At 61.2% G+C, this 17363-nt stretch carries 15 protein-coding genes; 3 read left to right on the top strand and 12 right to left on the bottom strand.

Annotated elements, in window-relative coordinates:
* From J3P89_RS05075 to J3P89_RS05020, 12 genes are all read right to left on the bottom strand, one after another.
* Nucleotides 1-198 (bottom strand): hypothetical protein, encoded by a 198-nt coding sequence (locus tag J3P89_RS05075; protein WP_434696887.1) that lies wholly within the window; start codon nt 196-198, stop codon nt 1-3.
* Nucleotides 199-694: 496 nt separating this feature from the next.
* Nucleotides 695-2308, bottom strand: coding sequence for a Fic family protein (locus tag J3P89_RS05070; protein WP_434696886.1), 1614 nt, complete (start codon nt 2306-2308; stop codon nt 695-697).
* A gap of 252 nt (nt 2309-2560) precedes the next feature.
* Nucleotides 2561-4138, bottom strand: a complete 1578-nt coding sequence (gene guaA, locus J3P89_RS05065) for a glutamine-hydrolyzing GMP synthase (protein WP_305499016.1) — start codon at nt 4136-4138, stop codon at nt 2561-2563.
* Nucleotides 4139-4217: 79 nt separating this feature from the next.
* The gene (guaB, locus tag J3P89_RS05060) at nt 4218-5687 is read right to left on the bottom strand and encodes an IMP dehydrogenase (RefSeq protein ID WP_305499015.1); all 1470 of its coding nucleotides are present in this window, start codon (nt 5685-5687) and stop codon (nt 4218-4220) included.
* A gap of 264 nt (nt 5688-5951) precedes the next feature.
* The gene (locus tag J3P89_RS05055) at nt 5952-6500 is read right to left on the bottom strand and encodes a sugar ABC transporter ATPase (RefSeq protein ID WP_434696885.1); all 549 of its coding nucleotides are present in this window, start codon (nt 6498-6500) and stop codon (nt 5952-5954) included.
* A gap of 69 nt (nt 6501-6569) precedes the next feature.
* Nucleotides 6570-7337, bottom strand: a complete 768-nt coding sequence (locus J3P89_RS05050; RefSeq protein ID WP_434696884.1) for a sulfite exporter TauE/SafE family protein — start codon at nt 7335-7337, stop codon at nt 6570-6572.
* 130 nt (nt 7338-7467) lie between these two features.
* The gene (cyoD, locus tag J3P89_RS05045) at nt 7468-7797 is read right to left on the bottom strand and encodes a cytochrome o ubiquinol oxidase subunit IV (RefSeq protein ID WP_434696883.1); all 330 of its coding nucleotides are present in this window, start codon (nt 7795-7797) and stop codon (nt 7468-7470) included.
* Complete coding sequence (cyoC, locus tag J3P89_RS05040; RefSeq protein WP_434571996.1) at nt 7798-8412, bottom strand: cytochrome o ubiquinol oxidase subunit III; 615 nt, start codon at nt 8410-8412, stop codon at nt 7798-7800.
* Nucleotides 8413-8415: 3 nt separating this feature from the next.
* Nucleotides 8416-10389, bottom strand: a complete 1974-nt coding sequence (cyoB, locus tag J3P89_RS05035; RefSeq protein ID WP_434696882.1) for a cytochrome o ubiquinol oxidase subunit I — start codon at nt 10387-10389, stop codon at nt 8416-8418.
* Nucleotides 10390-10392: 3 nt separating this feature from the next.
* On the bottom strand, nt 10393-11325 hold the full coding sequence (cyoA, locus tag J3P89_RS05030; protein ID WP_434696881.1) for a ubiquinol oxidase subunit II: 933 nt from the start codon (nt 11323-11325) through the stop codon (nt 10393-10395).
* 14 nt (nt 11326-11339) lie between these two features.
* Complete coding sequence (locus tag J3P89_RS05025; RefSeq protein WP_434696880.1) at nt 11340-11582, bottom strand: YdcH family protein; 243 nt, start codon at nt 11580-11582, stop codon at nt 11340-11342.
* Between the two features lie 162 nt (nt 11583-11744).
* A complete protein-coding gene (locus J3P89_RS05020) occupies nt 11745-12632 on the bottom strand; it encodes an MBL fold metallo-hydrolase (protein ID WP_434628565.1) in 888 nt (295 codons plus the stop codon).
* Between the two features lie 207 nt (nt 12633-12839).
* On the opposite strand from J3P89_RS05020, the gene xseA reads away from it, so the two are divergent.
* The 3 genes from xseA (at nt 12840) to leuA (ending at nt 17185) form a co-directional block, all read left to right on the top strand.
* Nucleotides 12840-14219, top strand: coding sequence for an exodeoxyribonuclease VII large subunit (gene xseA / locus J3P89_RS05015; RefSeq protein ID WP_434696878.1), 1380 nt, complete (start codon nt 12840-12842; stop codon nt 14217-14219).
* A gap of 3 nt (nt 14220-14222) precedes the next feature.
* Nucleotides 14223-15044 (top strand): peptidoglycan DD-metalloendopeptidase family protein, encoded by an 822-nt coding sequence (locus tag J3P89_RS05010; RefSeq protein WP_434696877.1) that lies wholly within the window; start codon nt 14223-14225, stop codon nt 15042-15044.
* A 461-nt stretch (nt 15045-15505) separates the two neighbouring features.
* Nucleotides 15506-17185, top strand: coding sequence for a 2-isopropylmalate synthase (leuA, locus tag J3P89_RS05005; protein WP_434696876.1), 1680 nt, complete (start codon nt 15506-15508; stop codon nt 17183-17185).
* Nucleotides 17186-17363 lie beyond the last annotated feature (178 nt).

Genomic DNA, 17363 nt, shown 5'->3' with positions numbered 1-17363 from the left:
CTACCGCTCAAAACATTCCCACTCAATCGTCGTAGGCGGCTTGCTCGACACGTCGTATCTCACGCGAGACACGCCTTCGATTCGTTGACGAGTTCCAGGACTGTCTCCCAACCAAAGCCTCCAGCTCTTTGGAAGCCATGCCAGGCAATCGCCGGCCTTCTTTCGCCACGCTGACCTGCAACGCCACCTAGGCCACATCCAATACGTTCCCGGTAAGCGGATAGTTGCCTCTGGCCTGCAGCCAATCAACACGATGCGCAGAAGGCGGCTCCTTGAATGTCAAAAAATAGCGGGCTCCTTTTCGCGATCCGTGATCGACCGTCTCGATATCGCATCCGACACCGGGATCTGCCTGCCATTCGTGATGGATTTGCAGGAGAGGCGCGTGATTTGGGCCGATCTGGGGCTCACGTCATCGCCGCGGTGGAACAACGTTCAGAACAACCTGAGTGGGATATCGTTGATGCTGCGGGCTTTGGTGCATACACCACGTCCGGATTTGGAGACGCTGTTCGATTTACATGCACGAGCCCGAGGAGAACGGGTGGCTTCGCCACAACAGGCACAGGCGGTATTTGCGCCTCATCAAGGGGTAACTCCGTTCGATACGGACTTGATTCGATCACAATTTCTCTAATAGCTAAGCCAGCCGTTGCCATCCAATCCAGGCGTAACGAACTTCGCATGAAGGGCTTCAGCGGTCGACGGGCTTCCCCGGACGATATCGGTCAATCACAGCAGCCCCCGCTCCGCCGTCCTCCGCAAACGCCCGCGAGACGGCGTCAACGATTTCAGCCCACACCCCGACCTGTTGCAGGACAGGCATTTCCTTGGCAAGCACATTGCTCAACTCGCCGCGATTCTGCTCGATTGAGCGCAGCACTCGATCCGCCTGGTGATCGGGCATCTCGACCACCTCCTTCAGTACCGCCCGCGCCCGCGCGTGGCTGCGCAGATAACGAGACTCTTCGCGCATCTGCTCAGTCAACGTCCGGCCAATGATATTGGCCAGAAACACGGTATGAGGTCCGAGATCCGGATAACGCCACAGCGGTCGGGCCTGGTCAGCGCCCTGAAAAGAGAAGTTCGACACCACACCATCTGGATAGGTGGCCTGCATGGGCTCGAAGACTACTCGCTCGCGTACAGCCTGCATGAGCGGCTTGGACACCTGGTCCAGCACCCGGTCGTAGCTGCGGCGCTCGCCCACGTCATCTGTAATGACCGCTGAGATCGGCAGAATTACCGGATCCGGAATCGCGCCGTCGCGTCGCAGTACGTCGTTGACCAAAAACCGGTGCACACGACCGTTGCCGTCAGCGAGCGGGTGTATATAGACGAAACCAAAGGCTGCGACTGCGCTGCGCATTACCGGCGACTGGCCCTGCGTCCTCTCGAGGAACACTCCCAGCCCTTCAAGCATCGCGTCGATTTCATCGGCCGCCGGGGCGACGTAATGAACGACCTCCTCGTAGCGCACCGTTTCGCCGACGAAAACCGGAGACTGACGCACGCCGAAGTGGGTGATCGTCGTCCGATCACCGAGAATTTCCTGCTGCAACTCTGCCAGCGCGGCATTGCTCAATGGGACCGCACCTTGCCCTGTACGACGCGCCATCACGTCGGCAAAGCGTTGCACCCGCCCTAGCCGGTCGGCCTCGCCTTCGATGGCGAAGCTGGCCTTGCTCTCGCGTAGCGTCATCCAGACCGCCGACCGCATCAACAGATCCTCGCCGAACTCGTCTTTCAATTCACCGAACAGGCGTGGAACGTCCAGTTCGACCGCACGCATTACCGCCTCGGTCTTGATCACGCAAGGACAGAATTCGCGCGTGCCGGGCAGGTTGTCATTTACCCGCCAGCGCTGCACCTTGACCACTCGGTCGCGGGATGCCGACACCAGCTTGGCCTCGTCAATGGCATCGACGTAATTGCCGCCCAAGCGCTCGGGCACGACCAGAGTGTCTCCGGTCAGCCATTCATATAGAAACGCAGCACGACGCGCGTACTGCCCAGTAGGCTCGACCGTAACCCAGTCCTGGACGAAAACAGGCCCGGTCTTCTCGAACAGACGGGCAAGGAACTCCAGATGCGGGACTTCATGACGCAGATGGAACTGCAAATGTGCAGCCGGCTCCTCATCCGGCCGCATCGCCTCGGTGTAGGTCTCCAGACGAAAGCCATCGATGACTTGAGTTGCGCGTCGCCCGCCTACTTGACTCATCACCGGCAGTCGCCCCAAAGGCCGCACATCATAGATTTGGGCCAGCCAGGCGGCGCCTATCGCGTCTGCGGGCAAATCGGTCATATAGGGCTTCCGCGGACAAGTTGAGTTTTAGGGGCTAAAAAATGATGTCGTGCCGCCTGATCTGGTCAGCTAACGATTAAGATGGGATAAAAACGATTAGATAACAAGAGCTGTGCGCAAAAACGATTATTTCAACAACCGGCTCGTCAGAGCAGAGAAAGAGGCTGAACCCGCCCCTTTCTCCCTCCGATCGCAAAATCGACGTTGCATCGACTCAGGACAACAGGGAGGTTACCCCCTGTTGAGGTTCCGTTATTCCCACTCAATCGTCGCCGGCGGCTTGCTCGACACGTCATACGTGACGCGGGAGATGCCTTCGATTTCGTTGATGATCCGCCCGGACACGGTTTCCAGCAGCTCGTACGGCAGGTGTGCCCAGCGAGCGGTCATGAAGTCGATGGTTTCCACGGCGCGCAGGGCCACGACCCAGGCGTAGCGACGGCCATCGCCGACCACGCCGACCGATTTCACCGGCTGGAATACCACGAATGCCTGGCTGACCTTGTGGTACCAGTCGGCCTTGCGCAGTTCTTCGATGAAGATGTGGTCGGCGCGACGCAGCAGGTCGGCGTATTCCTTCTTCACTTCGCCGAGGATCCGCACGCCCAGGCCCGGGCCGGGGAATGGGTGGCGGTAGACCATGTCGTAGGGCAGGCCCAACTCCAGGCCGAGGCGACGTACTTCGTCCTTGAACAGTTCGCGCAGCGGCTCGACCAGTTTCAGGTTCATCTCTTCCGGCAGGCCACCGACGTTGTGGTGGGACTTGATCACGTGGGCCTTGCCGCTCTTGGCGCCGGCCGACTCGATCACGTCGGGGTAGATGGTGCCCTGGGCCAGGTACTTGATGTTGTCCAGCTTGCAGGATTCGGCATCGAACACGTCGATGAAGGTGCGACCGATGATCTTGCGCTTCTTCTCCGGGTCGGACTCGCCGGCCAGGTTGTTCAGGAACTGCTCTTCAGCGTTGGCGCGGATCACCTTGACGCCCATGTTCTCGGCGAACATGGCCATCACTTGCTCGCCTTCGTGCAGGCGCAGCAGGCCGTTGTCGACAAAGACGCAGGTCAGCTGGTCGCCAATGGCCTTGTGCAGCAGCGCGGCAACCACCGAGGAATCGACACCGCCGGACAGGCCGAGCAATACGTTGTCGGTGCCGACCTGGGCGCGAACCTGGGCGATGGCATCTTCAGCAATCTTGGAAGGCGTCCACAGGGCTTCGCATTCGCAGATGTCGAGGATGAAGCGCGACAGGATGCGGCCGCCCTGCTTGGTGTGGGTCACTTCCGGGTGGAACTGTACGCCGTAGTAGCGGCGATCGTCGTTGAACATGCCGGCGATCGGGCAGCTCGGGGTGCTCGCGAGGATGTGGAAGTCTTCCGGCATCTTCGTGACCTTGTCACCGTGGCTCATCCACACGTCGAGGCCGAACAGGCCGTCGGCGTCGATGTGGTCTTCGATGCCGTCCAGCAGGCGGCTCTTGCCGACCACGTCGACACGGGCATAACCGAACTCACGCAGGTCGGAACCTTCGACCTTGCCGCCCAATTGCTCAGCCATGGTCTGCATGCCGTAGCAGATGCCGAACACCGGTACGCCGAGGTCGAACACCGCTTGCGGGCAGCGCGGGCTGTCGGCTTCGTGCACGGACTCGGGGCCGCCGGCGAGGATGACGCCTTTGGGAGCGAACTCGCGAATCGCTTCTTCATCCATGTCGAACGGATGCAGCTCGCAGTACACGCCGATCTCACGCACGCGGCGGGCGATCAGCTGGGTGTACTGGGAACCGAAGTCGAGGATCAGGATGCGGTGAGCGTGAATGTCGAGGGCCATGACTCATTCTCATGTAGTGAATCAGAAACAACTCGGGGCTGAATGAACAGCCCCGGTGATTAACGTTTTGCTGGAAGCCTTAACCTACACGGTAGTTCGGCGCTTCCTTGGTGATCTGTACGTCGTGGACATGGGACTCGGCCATGCCGGCGCCGGTGATGCGCACGAATTCCGGCTTGGTGCGCATCTCTTCGATGTCCGCGCTGCCGGTGTAGCCCATGGAAGAACGCAGGCCGCCCATCAGTTGATGGATGATCGCGCTCAGGGTGCCCTTGTACGGCACGCGACCTTCGATGCCTTCCGGCACCAGCTTCTCGGCACCCGCGGAGGAGTCCTGGAAGTAACGGTCGGAAGAGCCCTGGGCCTGGGACATGGCGCCCAGCGAACCCATGCCGCGATAGGCCTTGTAGCTACGGCCCTGGAACAGTTCGATCTCGCCCGGCGCCTCTTCGGTGCCGGCGAACATCGAACCCATCATCACGCAGTACGCACCGGCGACGATGGCCTTGGACAGGTCACCGGAGAAGCGGATACCGCCGTCGGCGATCAGCGGCACGCCAGTGCCTTCAAGGGCGGCGGCGACGTTGGCGATGGCGCTGATCTGCGGCACGCCGACACCGGCAACGATGCGGGTGGTGCAGATCGAGCCAGGGCCGATACCGACCTTGACCGCGTCGGCGCCAGCTTCGGCCAGCGCCTTGGCGGCTTCGCCGGTGGCGATGTTGCCGCCGATCACCTGTACGTCAGGGAAGTTCTGCTTGACCCAGCGAACGCGGTCGATCACGCCTTTGGAATGACCGTGGGCAGTGTCGACCACCACCACGTCAACGCCGGCATTGACCAGGGCGGCGACGCGATCGCCGGTGTCCTTGCCGGTGCCGACCGCCGCGCCAACGCGCAGACGACCCTGGTCGTCCTTGCTCGCCAGCGGATAAGCCTTGGCTTTTTCGATATCGTTGACGGTCATCATGCCTTTGAGGGCGAACTTGTCGTCGACGATCAGCACGCGCTCGATGCGGTGCTTGTGCAGCAATTCACGGACTTCGTCCTTGCTGGTGCCTTCCTTGACCGTGACCAGGCGCTCTTTCGGCGTCATCACCTGGCGAACGCTGGCGTCCAGGCGATTCTCGAAACGCACGTCACGGGAGGTGACGATGCCGACCAGGTCGCCATCGTGCAGCACCGGAACGCCGGAGATGTTGTGCATGCGGGTCAGTTCGAACAGATCCCGGACCGTGGCGTCAGCCTCGATGGTGATCGGATCCTTGACCACGCCAGCCTCGAACCGCTTGACCTTGCGCACTTCGGCGGCCTGCTGTTCGATGGTCATGTTCTTGTGGATGATACCGATACCGCCTTCCTGGGCCATGGCAATGGCCAGACGGGCTTCGGTCACGGTGTCCATGGCGGCGGAAACCAGCGGGATATTCAGTTCGATGCCACGGGTGAGACGGGTTTTGAGACTGACTTCGTTAGGCAGTACCTCGGAATAACCGGGCACTAGGAGAATGTCGTCGAAGGTCAGAGCTTCTTGGCTGATACGCAGCATCGCGGGGGCTCCCGAGCGGGAAAATGGAAGCGCGCCATTATACTCATGGACCCCGTCTGGCTCAATGTAAAACTCTGTCTATTATTGGCGGGGTGATTGAGGGGCTGAAACCACTGCGTTTCTGACCCACACATTGAACCCTGTGGCGAGGGAGCTTGCTCCCGCTCGGTTGCGCAGCAACCGCCAAAAAGCCGGGGCCGCTGCGCAGCCCAGCGGGAGCAAGCTCCCTCGCCACAAGGGCTGCGCAGAAAGGGAGTGTCCTCGCTACAACTCCACCCTCACCCAACTCACCGGCTGGTCCAGCCAATCGGCGAACTCATCGATGAACTCCTGCTTGAACCCCGCCTCCAGCCAGTTGTTGAAGATGAAACCCAGGTTGGAGAAGGCGCAGGGTTGCAGGAACAGGAACCCGTTGATGTCATCTTCATGTCCGCACTCAGGGCAGGTGAAGTTGTCGGTGCGACCAGGCATCCACTCCTCCAGGCTTTCGAACAGCGCTTCGCCAATTTCCTTGCGGCACTCGGCGCAGCCGGCTTCTTCAAGAAAGCCTTTGGCCGGCGTGTAGATGCAGCGCTTGGTGATGATCTCCAGGCCGTTGACCGGTTCGCCGAACGGCAACGCGTCGGGATGCAGGACTACCTGGCGGGCGCCGGGGGCGATGGCGTGGGCTATGCGATTGCCAGTGCGACCGCAAGTGGTCAATTGCTCTTCGACGATGTTCTTGCGCACCAGCCAGCGCACGATCGCCCGAGCCCGGGGCTCGTGAACCGGCAAGGTGGAAATTTTCGGGACGATGATGCTTTGCGAATTCATGGCGAGGCCTGGCTGTTTCCCTGGCGGGTCTTATAAAAGGCCGGCAGCTTAATCCCTGGCCCGGCCAGGTCAAGCACTCAGATAGCGCCCGATCAATGCCAGGCCGCTGGCGAGCACCAGCCAGGTGACCAGTCGTACAAACGCCTCTCGCGACATCTTCATGGTCAAGCGGCGCCCAACCCACAGCCCTAGCGCCATGGCCGGCAACAAACACAGCGCCAGTACCAGCAAGGGTAGCTCGGCATACACCCCGGCGACGATGAACAGACTCAAGCGCACCACCGTGCTGCAACTAATCAGCGCACTCTGGGTCGCCCGGGCCGCCTCCTTGGATAACCGGCTATTCAAATAAATGGCATATAAAAAGCCGCCGCTGCCAAACAGCGCGCCGAACATTCCGCCGACCGTGCCCATCGGCAGCGCCCACAGCGCCGACAGTTGCGTCGGCCGGGTCTTTATCCACAGGCTGTAGATCGCATAGGCGCTGATGAACAGGCCCATCAACAACAGCAACAGGTCGGATTTGAGGTTGAGCAGGAAAATCACCCCGAGGGTGCAACCCACCGCCATGCATGGCAACAATCGCAGCAACTCGGGCCGGGCGACGTCCCGACGCGATGGCAACAAGTTGCCGAATGCCGCGACAAAATCCAGCAGCACCAGCAGCGGGATGATTTTCGCCAGTGGCATGTACAGCAGCAGGATCGGCGCGGCCACCAGTGCCGTGCCGAACCCGGCGATGCCGAACACGATGTAGGCCAGGGTAATGGCCAGCCCGATCACCAGCCATTGCGTGGGGGCGAACGCCCACTCACCCAACCACGAGAAAAAATCCATCCGGCACGTCCTTGTCGAGAGCACCGGCGACTTTAGCCAGATTTATTGCGGCATATCCACTATTACCGTGGTGCGCCATCGCGAACACATGGCTTGCCGCAGGCGCCCGCGTGCCAGATGCCCCCTGCGCTCAATGCGCCAACATGTTGTGATGCACGCTGTACATGATCCACAGCGACAGCCCGACCAACAGCGCAATCACCACGGTCGAGAACGCCAGGGCCGTCAGGTTCCAGCGTTGTTGCGGTGAGAAGTTCAGGTGCAGGAAATAGATCAGGTGCACAACGATCTGGATCACCGCAAAAATCGCCACGATCCCGGCCGTCAAGGGCTTGGGCAATGTGGGATACATCACCAGGGCGAACGGGATAACGGTGAGGATGACCGACAGAACGAACCCGGTGAGGTAGGATTTTGCGCTGCCGTGGCTGGCATCGACGCTGCTCTGATGACTGCTCATTTACATCACTCCAAACAGATAGACCACGGTAAACACACAGATCCAGACCACGTCGAGGAAGTGCCAGAACAGGCTCAGGCAGCCCAGGCGGGTGGCGTTGACGGTGGTCAGGCCGTTGCGTTGCACCTGGAACATCAGCACGGCCATCCACAGCAGCCCCGTGGCGACGTGCAGGCCGTGAGTGCCCACCAGCGTGAAGAAGCCGGTGAGAAAGGCGCTGCGGTTGGGGCCATAGCCTTCGGCGATGAGTTTCTGGAACTCATGGATTTCCATGCCGATGAACGCCAACCCCAGGACGAAGGTCAGGCCGAGCCAGGCCAATACCTTCTGCTTGTTCCCGGCGCTCAGCGCGAGCATGGCGAAGCCGTAGGTGATGCTGCTGAACAGCAGGATGAAAGTTTCCGTGAGGACGTAGGGCAATTCGAAGATATCGGCGGCGCCGGGCCCGCCGGCGACGCTCTGACCGAGTACCGCATAGGTCGCGAATAACGTTGCGAACAGAATGCAGTCGGTCATCAGGTAGATCCAGAACCCGAACAGGGTCATGGAGCTTGCGTCCGAATGCCCGTGTTCGGATTCCGGCGCGGTGGCGTGTGGCTGAACGAGATTGGACATGGATCAAGCCTCCGCCAGTGCCTTGATACGTTGGTTTTCGATGCGTGCTACCTCTTCGGCAGGCACGTAGTAATCGATGTCGTCATCGACGCTGCGCCAGATCACCCCACCGATGGTCGCAACCAGCCCGACGATGGCCAGCCACCAGATATGCCAGACCAGGGCGAAGCACATGATCAGGCTGAACAGGCTGATGACCAGGCCCATCGCGGTGTTGCGCGGCATGTGGATGGCTTGGAAGTCGGCTTCGACAGCGGTCTTCTGGCCGCGCTCCTTCATGCCCCAGTAGGCGTCGATGCCCTCCACCACCGGTTGTTGGGCGAAGTTGTAGAACGGCGGCGGCGAGGCGGTGGACCATTCCAGGGTGCGACCGTCCCACGGATCGCCTGTCAGGTCACGGTTCTGGTGACGCTGGCGAATGCTGAAATAGAACTGCAGGATCTGGCAGACCACGCCGCAAAGGATGATGCCGACGCCGAGCAACTCCAGCTCCAGCCAGGGCCGCCATTCGGGTACGTCGAAATGGTTGAGGCGCCGGGTCATGCCCATGAAGCCAAGGAAGTAGGACGGCATGAAGGCGAAGTAGAAGCCGATGATCCAGCACCAGAACGCCGCCCGGCCCAGGCGATCGTGAAGCTTGAAGCCGAACGCCTTGGGGAACCAGTAAGTCAGTCCACACAGGTAGCCGAACACCGCACCGCCGATGATCACGTTATGAAAGTGCGCGATCAGAAACAGGCTGTTGTGCAGCAGGAAATCCGCCCCGGGCACCGCCAGCAGCACCCCGGTCATGCCGCCGATGCTGAAAGTGACGATGAAGCCGACGGTCCACAGCATCGGCGTTTCGAAGCGCACGCGCCCCCGATACATAGTGAACAGCCAGGTGAATATCTTCACCCCGGTGGGCACGGCGATGATCATGGTCATGATGCCGAAGAACGCGTTGACGCTCGCCCCCGAACCCATGGTGAAGAAGTGGTGCACCCAGACGATGAAGGACAGGATGGTGATGACAATCGTCGCCCACACCAGCGAGTGATAACCGAACAGGCGCTTGCGGCTGAAAGTGGAAGCCACCTCGGAGAAAATACCGAACGCCGGCAGGATCAGGATGTACACCTCCGGATGGCCCCAGGCCCAGATGAGGTTGACGTACATCATCGGGTTGCCGCCCAGCTCGTTGGTGAAAAAGTGCATGTCCAGATAGCGGTCGAGGCTGAGCATGAACAGCGTCGCGGTGAGGATCGGGAATGACGCCAGGATCAGCACAGCCGTGCACAGTACCGTCCAGGTAAACACCGGCATGCGGAAGAGGGTCATGCCCGGCGTACGCATTTTCAGGATGGTGACGAAGAAATTTACCCCGGTGAGCAACGTCCCGACGCCGGATATCTGCAATGACCATATGTAGTAGTCCACCCCGACCCCGGGGCTATAGGACAACCCGGATAACGGCGGATAGGCGACCCAACCGGCGCGCGCAAACTCGCCGACCGCCAGGGAAACATTCACCAGCATCGCGCCGGCCACGAACAGCCAGAAACTCAACGCGTTGAGGAACGGGAACGCCACGTCCCGGGCGCCAATCTGCAACGGCACGACGATGTTCATCAAGCCCACCACCAGCGGCATCGCCATGAAAAAAATCATGATCACGCCGTGGGCAGTGAAAATCTGGTCGTAGTGTTCCGGCGGCAGGTAACCGGGCGAACCGTCGGACGCCATGGCCTGTTGCGTGCGCATCATGATCGCGTCGGAGAAACCGCGCAGCAGCATCACCAGCGCCACGACGATGTACATCACGCCGATGCGTTTGTGGTCCACCGAGGTAAACCACTCTTTCCACAGATAGGTCCATTTGCGGTAGTAGGTGATGGCACCCATGCCGGCCAAGACGACCAGTCCCACCACCGCCAGCGTCCACATGATGATCGGCTCATCCGTCGGGATCGCCTCAAGCGTCAGTTTTCCAAACATGTCTTACTCCTGCGCTGATCTTTGAGCCCCGACGGGAGACCCGATGCTGCCCTGCATGTCGTGCATGCGATGCTCGACTTCACGGGAACGATTCATGCCTTCGTATTTGTCGATAATGCTCTGGAACAAGTCCGGCTGGACCGATGCGTAATGTTCAACCGGGTGCTTGAACGTCGGCTTGGCAAGTCGGGCATAACTGTCCTTGTCCAACCGTCCTTGCCCCGCCCGCACGTCGGCGACCCACTTGTCGAAGCCCGCCGCATCGGTGGCGAGGGTCCGGAAATGCATGTCGGAGAAACCCGGGCCGTTGTAGTTGGCGGCGATGCCCCGGTACTCCCCGGCCTCGTTGGCGACCAGGTGCAGTTGGGTCTGCATGCCGGCCATGGCGTAGATCTGCCCGCCCAGCGCCGGAATGAAAAAGGAGGTCATGGCGCCGTCCGAGGTCACGCGAAAATTCACCGGTGTGTCCAGTGGCATGGCCAGTTCGTTGACCGAGGCAATGCCCAGCTCCGGATAGATGAACAGCCATTTCCAGTCGGTCGCGATGACCTGCACCACCAGCGGCTTGACGTCCGAATCCAGCGGTCGGTACGGATCCAGCGCATGGGTCGACTTCCAGGTAACCACGCCGAGAATGATGATGATCACCAACGGGACGCCCCAGACCACCGTTTCGATTTTGCGTGAATGGGCCCACTCCGGCGTGTACCTGGCCTTTGTGTTGGAGGCGCGGTACTTCACGGAAAAGACCAACGCCATGACGATGACCGGCACCACCACCAGCAACATCAACAGCGTCGAGAGAATGATCAAGTTGCGTTGGTCAACGCCGACCTGTCCCTTGGGATTGAACAACACCATGTCGCAACCGCCGAGCAACAGCATCCCGCCGACCAGCAACAACCTTGATAAATGCCAAGGCAGTCGAGTTCGCATGTCTTACACTTCGCTTATTGAGTGTTAGCCAGTTGCCGAGCGATCCTGTCTTTGATCGACAGGCGCTGTTCCTTGAGTCTGCGGATGTCATCATCCTCGACGTTGCCCGCCGATATCGATTCGGCGGCCAGGACCTGGTTATCCACGTCCGTGTATTCGTCCAGCAGCCGAGCAAGTTCCGGGTCTTGCTGGCGACGCTGTTGGACCGTCTCTTTGCTGCAATTCAAATCCTGGTAGAGATCATGAGAAGCAGGCATGGCCTTCTCCTTTAGCAGTGTTGTTGGGTACACGATTTTTAGAATTGCCCCCTCCGGCTAAGTTGAGAGAAACATCCGGAAACGGTGACGAACGGCACTGCCGACAAAAAAAAGCCCACGAGACGTGGGCAAAAGGGAAAGCTGTTTTTTCCCCTGGGCGGCTCAGGAAGATTGTCTGCCGGCGGCCGGCGACATGGCGGTGGAATCCACCCGCACCGTGTGCGCCTGGTTTACGGCCCGCTCCCATTCCCTGGCATCGTGACTGCAGAAAATCTCGACGTGCCCGTTCTGGACTTGCGCCAACTCGCGAAGGCGATCCTGATTGCGCATCCGTGCCGAACGGTAGGTGTCCATCATGTATTGGTAGAACCTCAGCCCCGGCGGGCAATGGCGCTCGGGTTGATGGACCTCGTCATGGAAAAAATAGGCATCACCGGCGTGCAGCAGCCAACCGTCCGGAGTGCGCAGGGCAATCCCGGCATGTCCGGCGGTGTGCCCCTGAAGCGGCACCAGGAAAATGTCCTCTTCTTCGGCGCCGATCAGCGCGCGCACCGAATCGAAGCCGAACCAGGTATCGCCTTCGGGGGCATAAAACTCCCAGCTATCGACGCCCTGCCACTGCCGCGCCTGGAACCGTCGTCGGCTTATCCAGGTATCGGCGCTGCGGGCCGTCGCCATCTCGTCGCGCATCACATGCACCCGGGCCTGGGGAAAATCCTGGAGCCCGCCGGCGTGATCGAAATCCAGGTGCGTCAGCAGGATGTGCCGTACATCGTTGGCCTCGAAACCCAAGCGCCGCACCTGCTCCAAAGCCGTGAGGCGATGCTCGAACTGGATATTATTGAACACTCGAAAGAATCGGCTCAGCCGTTGCGGCGTCTGCACATCCCGCTGGCCAAACCCGGTGTCCACCAGGACCAAGCCGTTGGTGTCGGTTTCAACCAGCAGGCAATGACACACCAGGCACGCCGTCAGCCCCCGGCTGTAACCATCGAACAGCGCCCCGCCTACCGGGCACATGCATCCGCAGTTCAGGTGATGGATACGCATGGATGGCCTCCTTTCGCGGGGATATTCGTCTCTTGAAATCGACTGGAAGCAGGCGCGGTGAATTCCGCGCAGGCGACGGGCGGCGCAACCCACAAGCGGTGGAAACGGGCTCGCTCGAAGCAGGCGACTCCGCTTGACTGGCGGTACGCAGGAGGAAATTGCTACATACATGGAGATTCGCAAGCGAATCCCCTTATCATGCCGCCCATGATTAAAGATCCCTTTGCCCGACTGGGCCTGGACCGCGAGGTCCTGACTGTCAGCCAGCTCAACGGCCGTGCGCGGGTGTTGCTCGAAGACGTGTTCAGCAACATCTGGGTCGAGGGCGAGATTTCCAACCTGGCCCGCCCCGCCTCCGGCCACGTGTATTTCACGCTCAAGGACAGCGGCGCCCAGGTGCGTTGCGCGCTGTTCCGACAGAACGCCGCGCGGGTGCGCCAGGCATTGAAAGACGGGCTGGCGGTAAAGGTACGCGGCAAGGTCTCGCTGTTCGAGGGCCGTGGCGACTATCAGCTGATCCTCGACACCGTGGAGCCGGCCGGCGATGGTGCCCTGCGCCTGGCGTTCGACGCCCTGAAGGAAAAGCTCAGCGCCGAAGGCCTGTTCAGTGCCGAGCGCAAGGTACCGCTGCCGGCCCATCCGCAACGCATCGGCATCATCAGTTCGCCCACCGGCGCGGTGATCCGCGACATCATCAGCGTGTTCCGTCGCCGCGCGCCGCAGATTTCCCTGACGCTGATTCCGACCGCCGTGCAGGGCCGTGAAGCCACCGCACAGATCGTCCGCGCGCTGAAACTGGCCGATGCCCGAGGCTTCGATGCGCTGATCCTGGCCCGGGGCGGCGGTTCGCTGGAAGACTTGTGGTGCTTCAACGAAGAAGCCGTGGCTCGTGCGGTAGACGCCTGCGTCACGCCCATTGTCAGCGCGGTAGGCCATGAGACCGACGTCTCCATCAGCGATTTCGTCGCCGATGTGCGCGCCCCGACTCCGTCCGCCGCCGCCGAACTGCTCGCACCGGACGCCGGCGACCTGGTGCGCCGGGTCGAAAGCCTGCACCGGCGCCTGGTGATGCGCATGCGCGACCGCCTGATGCGCGACCAGTTGCGCCTCGAAGGCCTCACCCGCCGCCTGCGCCATCCCGGCGAACGGCTGCGCCAGCAAGCCCAGCGCCTCGACGACCTGGACATGCGCATGCGCCGGGCCTTCGAACGCAGCCTCAACACTCGCCGCGAACGCCTGATTCGCCTGGAAACCCGCCTGGCCGGGCAACATCCGGGCCGTCAGCTGGCCATGCTGCGCCATCGCCTCGACAGCCTCACCGAACGCCTGCCCCGAGCCATGCGCGAAGGCCTGAAAACGCGCCGCGTACAGTTGCACAACCAGATGCAGACGCTGCACATCGTCAGCCCACTGGCGACCCTTGGCCGTGGCTACAGCATCCTGCTCGACGAACGCGGCCATGCGATCCGCAACGCCGGGCAAACCCGCACCGGCCAGCGCCTGACCGCCAGGCTCGGCGAAGGCGAACTGCTAGTGCGGGTCGAAGACAATCACCTGACACCGGTCACCCTTTCTCTACTGGATTGATTCATGCCGCGATTTCTCGCTCCGCTGCTCTTGCTGTGCCTCGTCGCCAACGCCCAGGCTGACAGCTACATCACTCGCCTGCTGAACAAGCCGGTGCCCGGCGGCGTGGCCGTGGTGGATCTGGGCAGCGCGGCCCAGGCGCCGAAAGCCACGTACCAGGGCAAACCGGTGCTGGTGGTCAAGGAACAGCAGAACTGGTTGGCAATTGTCGGCATTCCGCTGACCGTCCAACCCGGCACCCAGCAGATCAGCAGTGGCGGCACCACCCAACCTTTCGTGGTCGGCTACAAGAAATACCCCGAGCAGCACATCACCTTGAAAAACAAGCGCCAGGTCAATCCGGACCCGGCGGATCTGAAGCGCATCGAGGGCGAGCTTGCGGTGCAGTTGAAGGCCTACCGCAGCTTCAGCCCCAACATCCCCAGCAACCTGCTGCTGGACAAACCGGTGAACGGCCCGCTGTCGAGCAAGTTCGGGGTGCGCCGCTTTTTCAACGGCGAAGAACGCAACCCTCATTCCGGCCTGGACTTCGCCGTGCCCGCCGGCACGCCGATCAAGACCCCGGCCGCCGGCAAGGTGATCCTCACCGGCAACTACTTTTTCAATGGCAACACCGTGTTCGTCGACCATGGCCAAGGCTTCATCAGCATGTTCTGCCACATGTCGAAGATCGACGTGAAGGTCGGCCAGCAACTGGCGCGCGGCACCGTGGTCGGCAAGGTTGGCGCCACCGGCCGCGCGACCGGGCCGCACATGCACTGGAACATCAGCCTGAATGATGCGCGGGTGGATCCGGCGATTTTTATCGGGGCGTTTCAGCCCTGAGTGTTTGTGGTGAGGCTACTGGCCTCATCGCGAGCAAGCTCGCTCCCACATAGGGATCTCAGTGACAACATTTGCAATCAACACAGATCCCCTGTGGGAGCGAGCTTGCTCGCGATGACGGCAGCCGCATCACCACTATCCAGGGAATTGCCAAGCCTTAAATATCGACGCAATCCTTAGGATACAAACTGTCTATATGCGCGATTAAATCTCGCAAAGTCACCCAAAAACAGAACTTCTCCCAATTTTTCCCGACTGCTTGCAACCCCCCGGCCACGCGGTTAGGGTTGAGGGCATGAAAACCTCTCACACCCTCATTCAGCTTCGCCAGCACCGCAGCCTGTGCCTCGTCAGCGCACGACTGCCGGGCTGAATCGCGGCACCTCGTCCAGGCGTGAAGCCAACCCGTTCGAACCACCGGCAGGCCGCCTCTTTCCGGCCACGACAATAAGGATTTCCCCATGAGCATGCTCAAAGACCCGTCTTCGAAGTACCGCGCCTTCCCGACCATCAACCTGCCGGATCGCACCTGGCCGTCGAAGACCATCACCGCCGCGCCGATCTGGTGCAGCTCCGACCTGCGCGATGGCAACCAGTCGCTGATCGAGCCGATGGATGCGGCCAAGAAGCTGCGCTTCTGGAAAACCCTCGTTGCAGTGGGCGTGAAGGAAATCGAAGCATCATTCCCGGCCGCTTCGCAGACTGACTTCGACTTTGTGCGCACCCTCATCGAAGAAGGTCACATCCCGGACGACACCACCATCCAGGTGCTGACCCAGGCCCGTGAAGACCTGATCGCTCGCACCTTCGAGTCCCTGCGTGGCGCGAAGAAAGCCATCGTCCACCTGTATAACGCCACGTGCCCGTCGTTCCGCCGCATCGTGTTCAACCAGGACAAGGAAGGCGTGAAGGAAATCGCCGTGAACGCGGCCAAGCTGTTCGTCAAATACGCCGCCCAGCAGCCGGAAACCCAATGGCAGTTCGAGTACTCGCCAGAAACCTTCAGCGCGACCGAACTGGAGTTCGCCAAGGAAGTCTGCGACGCGGTGATCGAAGTGTGGAAGCCGACGCCTGAGCGCAAGGTGATCCTCAACCTGCCGGCCACCGTCGAAGTCGCCACCCCGAACATCTACGCCGACCAGATCGAGTGGTTCCACCGCAACATCACCCGGCGTGACAGCGTGCTCATCAGCCTGCACACCCACAACGACCGTGGCACCGGCGTGGCCGCCACCGAGCTGGGCCTGATGGCCGGGGCCGACCGTGTCGAAGGCTGCCTGTTCGGCAACGGCGAGCGCACCGGTAACGTCGACCTGGTGACCGTGGCGCTGAACCTCTACACCCAGGGCATCGACCCTGAGCTGGACTTCTCCGACATCGACGGCGTGCGCAAAGTCGTCGAGGAATGCAACCAGATCCCGGTCCATCCACGTCACCCGTATGTCGGCGACCTAGTCCACACCGCGTTCTCCGGCTCGCACCAGGACGCAATCCGCAAGGGCTTCGCCCAACAGAAACCGGACACCCTGTGGGAAGTACCGTACCTGCCGATCGACCCGGCCGACATCGGCCGCAGCTACGAAGCGGTAATCCGCGTGAACAGCCAGTCGGGCAAGGGCGGCATCGCCTACCTCCTGGAACAGGAATACGGCATCAGCCTGCCGCGTCGCATGCAGATCGAGTTCAGCCAAGTGGTACAGCGTGAAACCGATCGCCTGGGCCTGGAAATGACTGCCCAGCAGATCCACGCCCTGCTCCAGCGCGAATACCTGCAAGCCAACACTCCGTACGCGCTGGTCAGCCATCGCCTGCAGGAAGAGAACGGCAACAGCGCCGTGGAAGTGGAAGTCGCCAGCAAGGGCCAGGGCGAGACCAACCTGCACTGGCGTGGCAGAGGCAACGGCGCGCTGGAAGCGCTGGTGGCCGGGCTGCCGATTCCGGTGGAAATCATGGACTACAACGAACACGCCATCGGCGCCGGCACCAACGCCAAGGCTGCGGCGTACATCGAACTGCGCGTCAACGGCGAACGTGCGGTGCATGGCGTGGGCATCGATGAAAACATCACCACGGCGAGCTTCAAGGCGCTGTTCAGTGCGTTGAACCGCTCGCTGAGCCAGCCGGAAGCCAAGGCGGCTTGATCGGTCGCTGAAAAACAAAAGGCCCCGGGGTGTGAACCTCGGGGCCTTTTGTTTGGCTTGGTTTTGGGTTGGCTGTTCCGGCCTCTTCGCGAGCAGGCTCGCTCCCACAATAGTCGGCGTTATGCAAAACAATGTGGGAGCGAGCTTGCTCGCGATAGCGGCCTAACAGGCAACACAA

The organism is Pseudomonas sp. Z1-14 (genome assembly GCF_051132005.1).
Taxonomy (GTDB): Bacteria; Pseudomonadota; Gammaproteobacteria; order Pseudomonadales; family Pseudomonadaceae; genus Aquipseudomonas.
This window is presented reverse-complemented; position numbering and strand designations above follow the sequence as displayed.

Coding starts and splice junctions, on each gene's coding strand:
- J3P89_RS05075 (WP_434696887.1), bottom strand. CDS start 198: ATGTGGCCTAGGTGGCGTTGCAGGTCAGCGTGGCGAAAGAAGGCCGGC.
- J3P89_RS05070 (WP_434696886.1), bottom strand. CDS start 2,308: ATGACCGATTTGCCCGCAGACGCGATAGGCGCCGCCTGGCTGGCCCAA.
- guaA (WP_305499016.1), bottom strand. CDS start 4,138: ATGGCCCTCGACATTCACGCTCACCGCATCCTGATCCTCGACTTCGGT.
- guaB (WP_305499015.1), bottom strand. CDS start 5,687: ATGCTGCGTATCAGCCAAGAAGCTCTGACCTTCGACGACATTCTCCTA.
- J3P89_RS05055 (WP_434696885.1), bottom strand. CDS start 6,500: ATGAATTCGCAAAGCATCATCGTCCCGAAAATTTCCACCTTGCCGGTT.
- J3P89_RS05050 (WP_434696884.1), bottom strand. CDS start 7,337: ATGGATTTTTTCTCGTGGTTGGGTGAGTGGGCGTTCGCCCCCACGCAA.
- cyoD (WP_434696883.1), bottom strand. CDS start 7,797: ATGAGCAGTCATCAGAGCAGCGTCGATGCCAGCCACGGCAGCGCAAAA.
- cyoC (WP_434571996.1), bottom strand. CDS start 8,412: ATGTCCAATCTCGTTCAGCCACACGCCACCGCGCCGGAATCCGAACAC.
- cyoB (WP_434696882.1), bottom strand. CDS start 10,389: ATGTTTGGAAAACTGACGCTTGAGGCGATCCCGACGGATGAGCCGATC.
- cyoA (WP_434696881.1), bottom strand. CDS start 11,325: ATGCGAACTCGACTGCCTTGGCATTTATCAAGGTTGTTGCTGGTCGGC.
- J3P89_RS05025 (WP_434696880.1), bottom strand. CDS start 11,582: ATGCCTGCTTCTCATGATCTCTACCAGGATTTGAATTGCAGCAAAGAG.
- J3P89_RS05020 (WP_434628565.1), bottom strand. CDS start 12,632: ATGCGTATCCATCACCTGAACTGCGGATGCATGTGCCCGGTAGGCGGG.
- xseA (WP_434696878.1), top strand. CDS start 12,840: ATGATTAAAGATCCCTTTGCCCGACTGGGCCTGGACCGCGAGGTCCTG.
- J3P89_RS05010 (WP_434696877.1), top strand. CDS start 14,223: ATGCCGCGATTTCTCGCTCCGCTGCTCTTGCTGTGCCTCGTCGCCAAC.
- leuA (WP_434696876.1), top strand. CDS start 15,506: ATGAGCATGCTCAAAGACCCGTCTTCGAAGTACCGCGCCTTCCCGACC.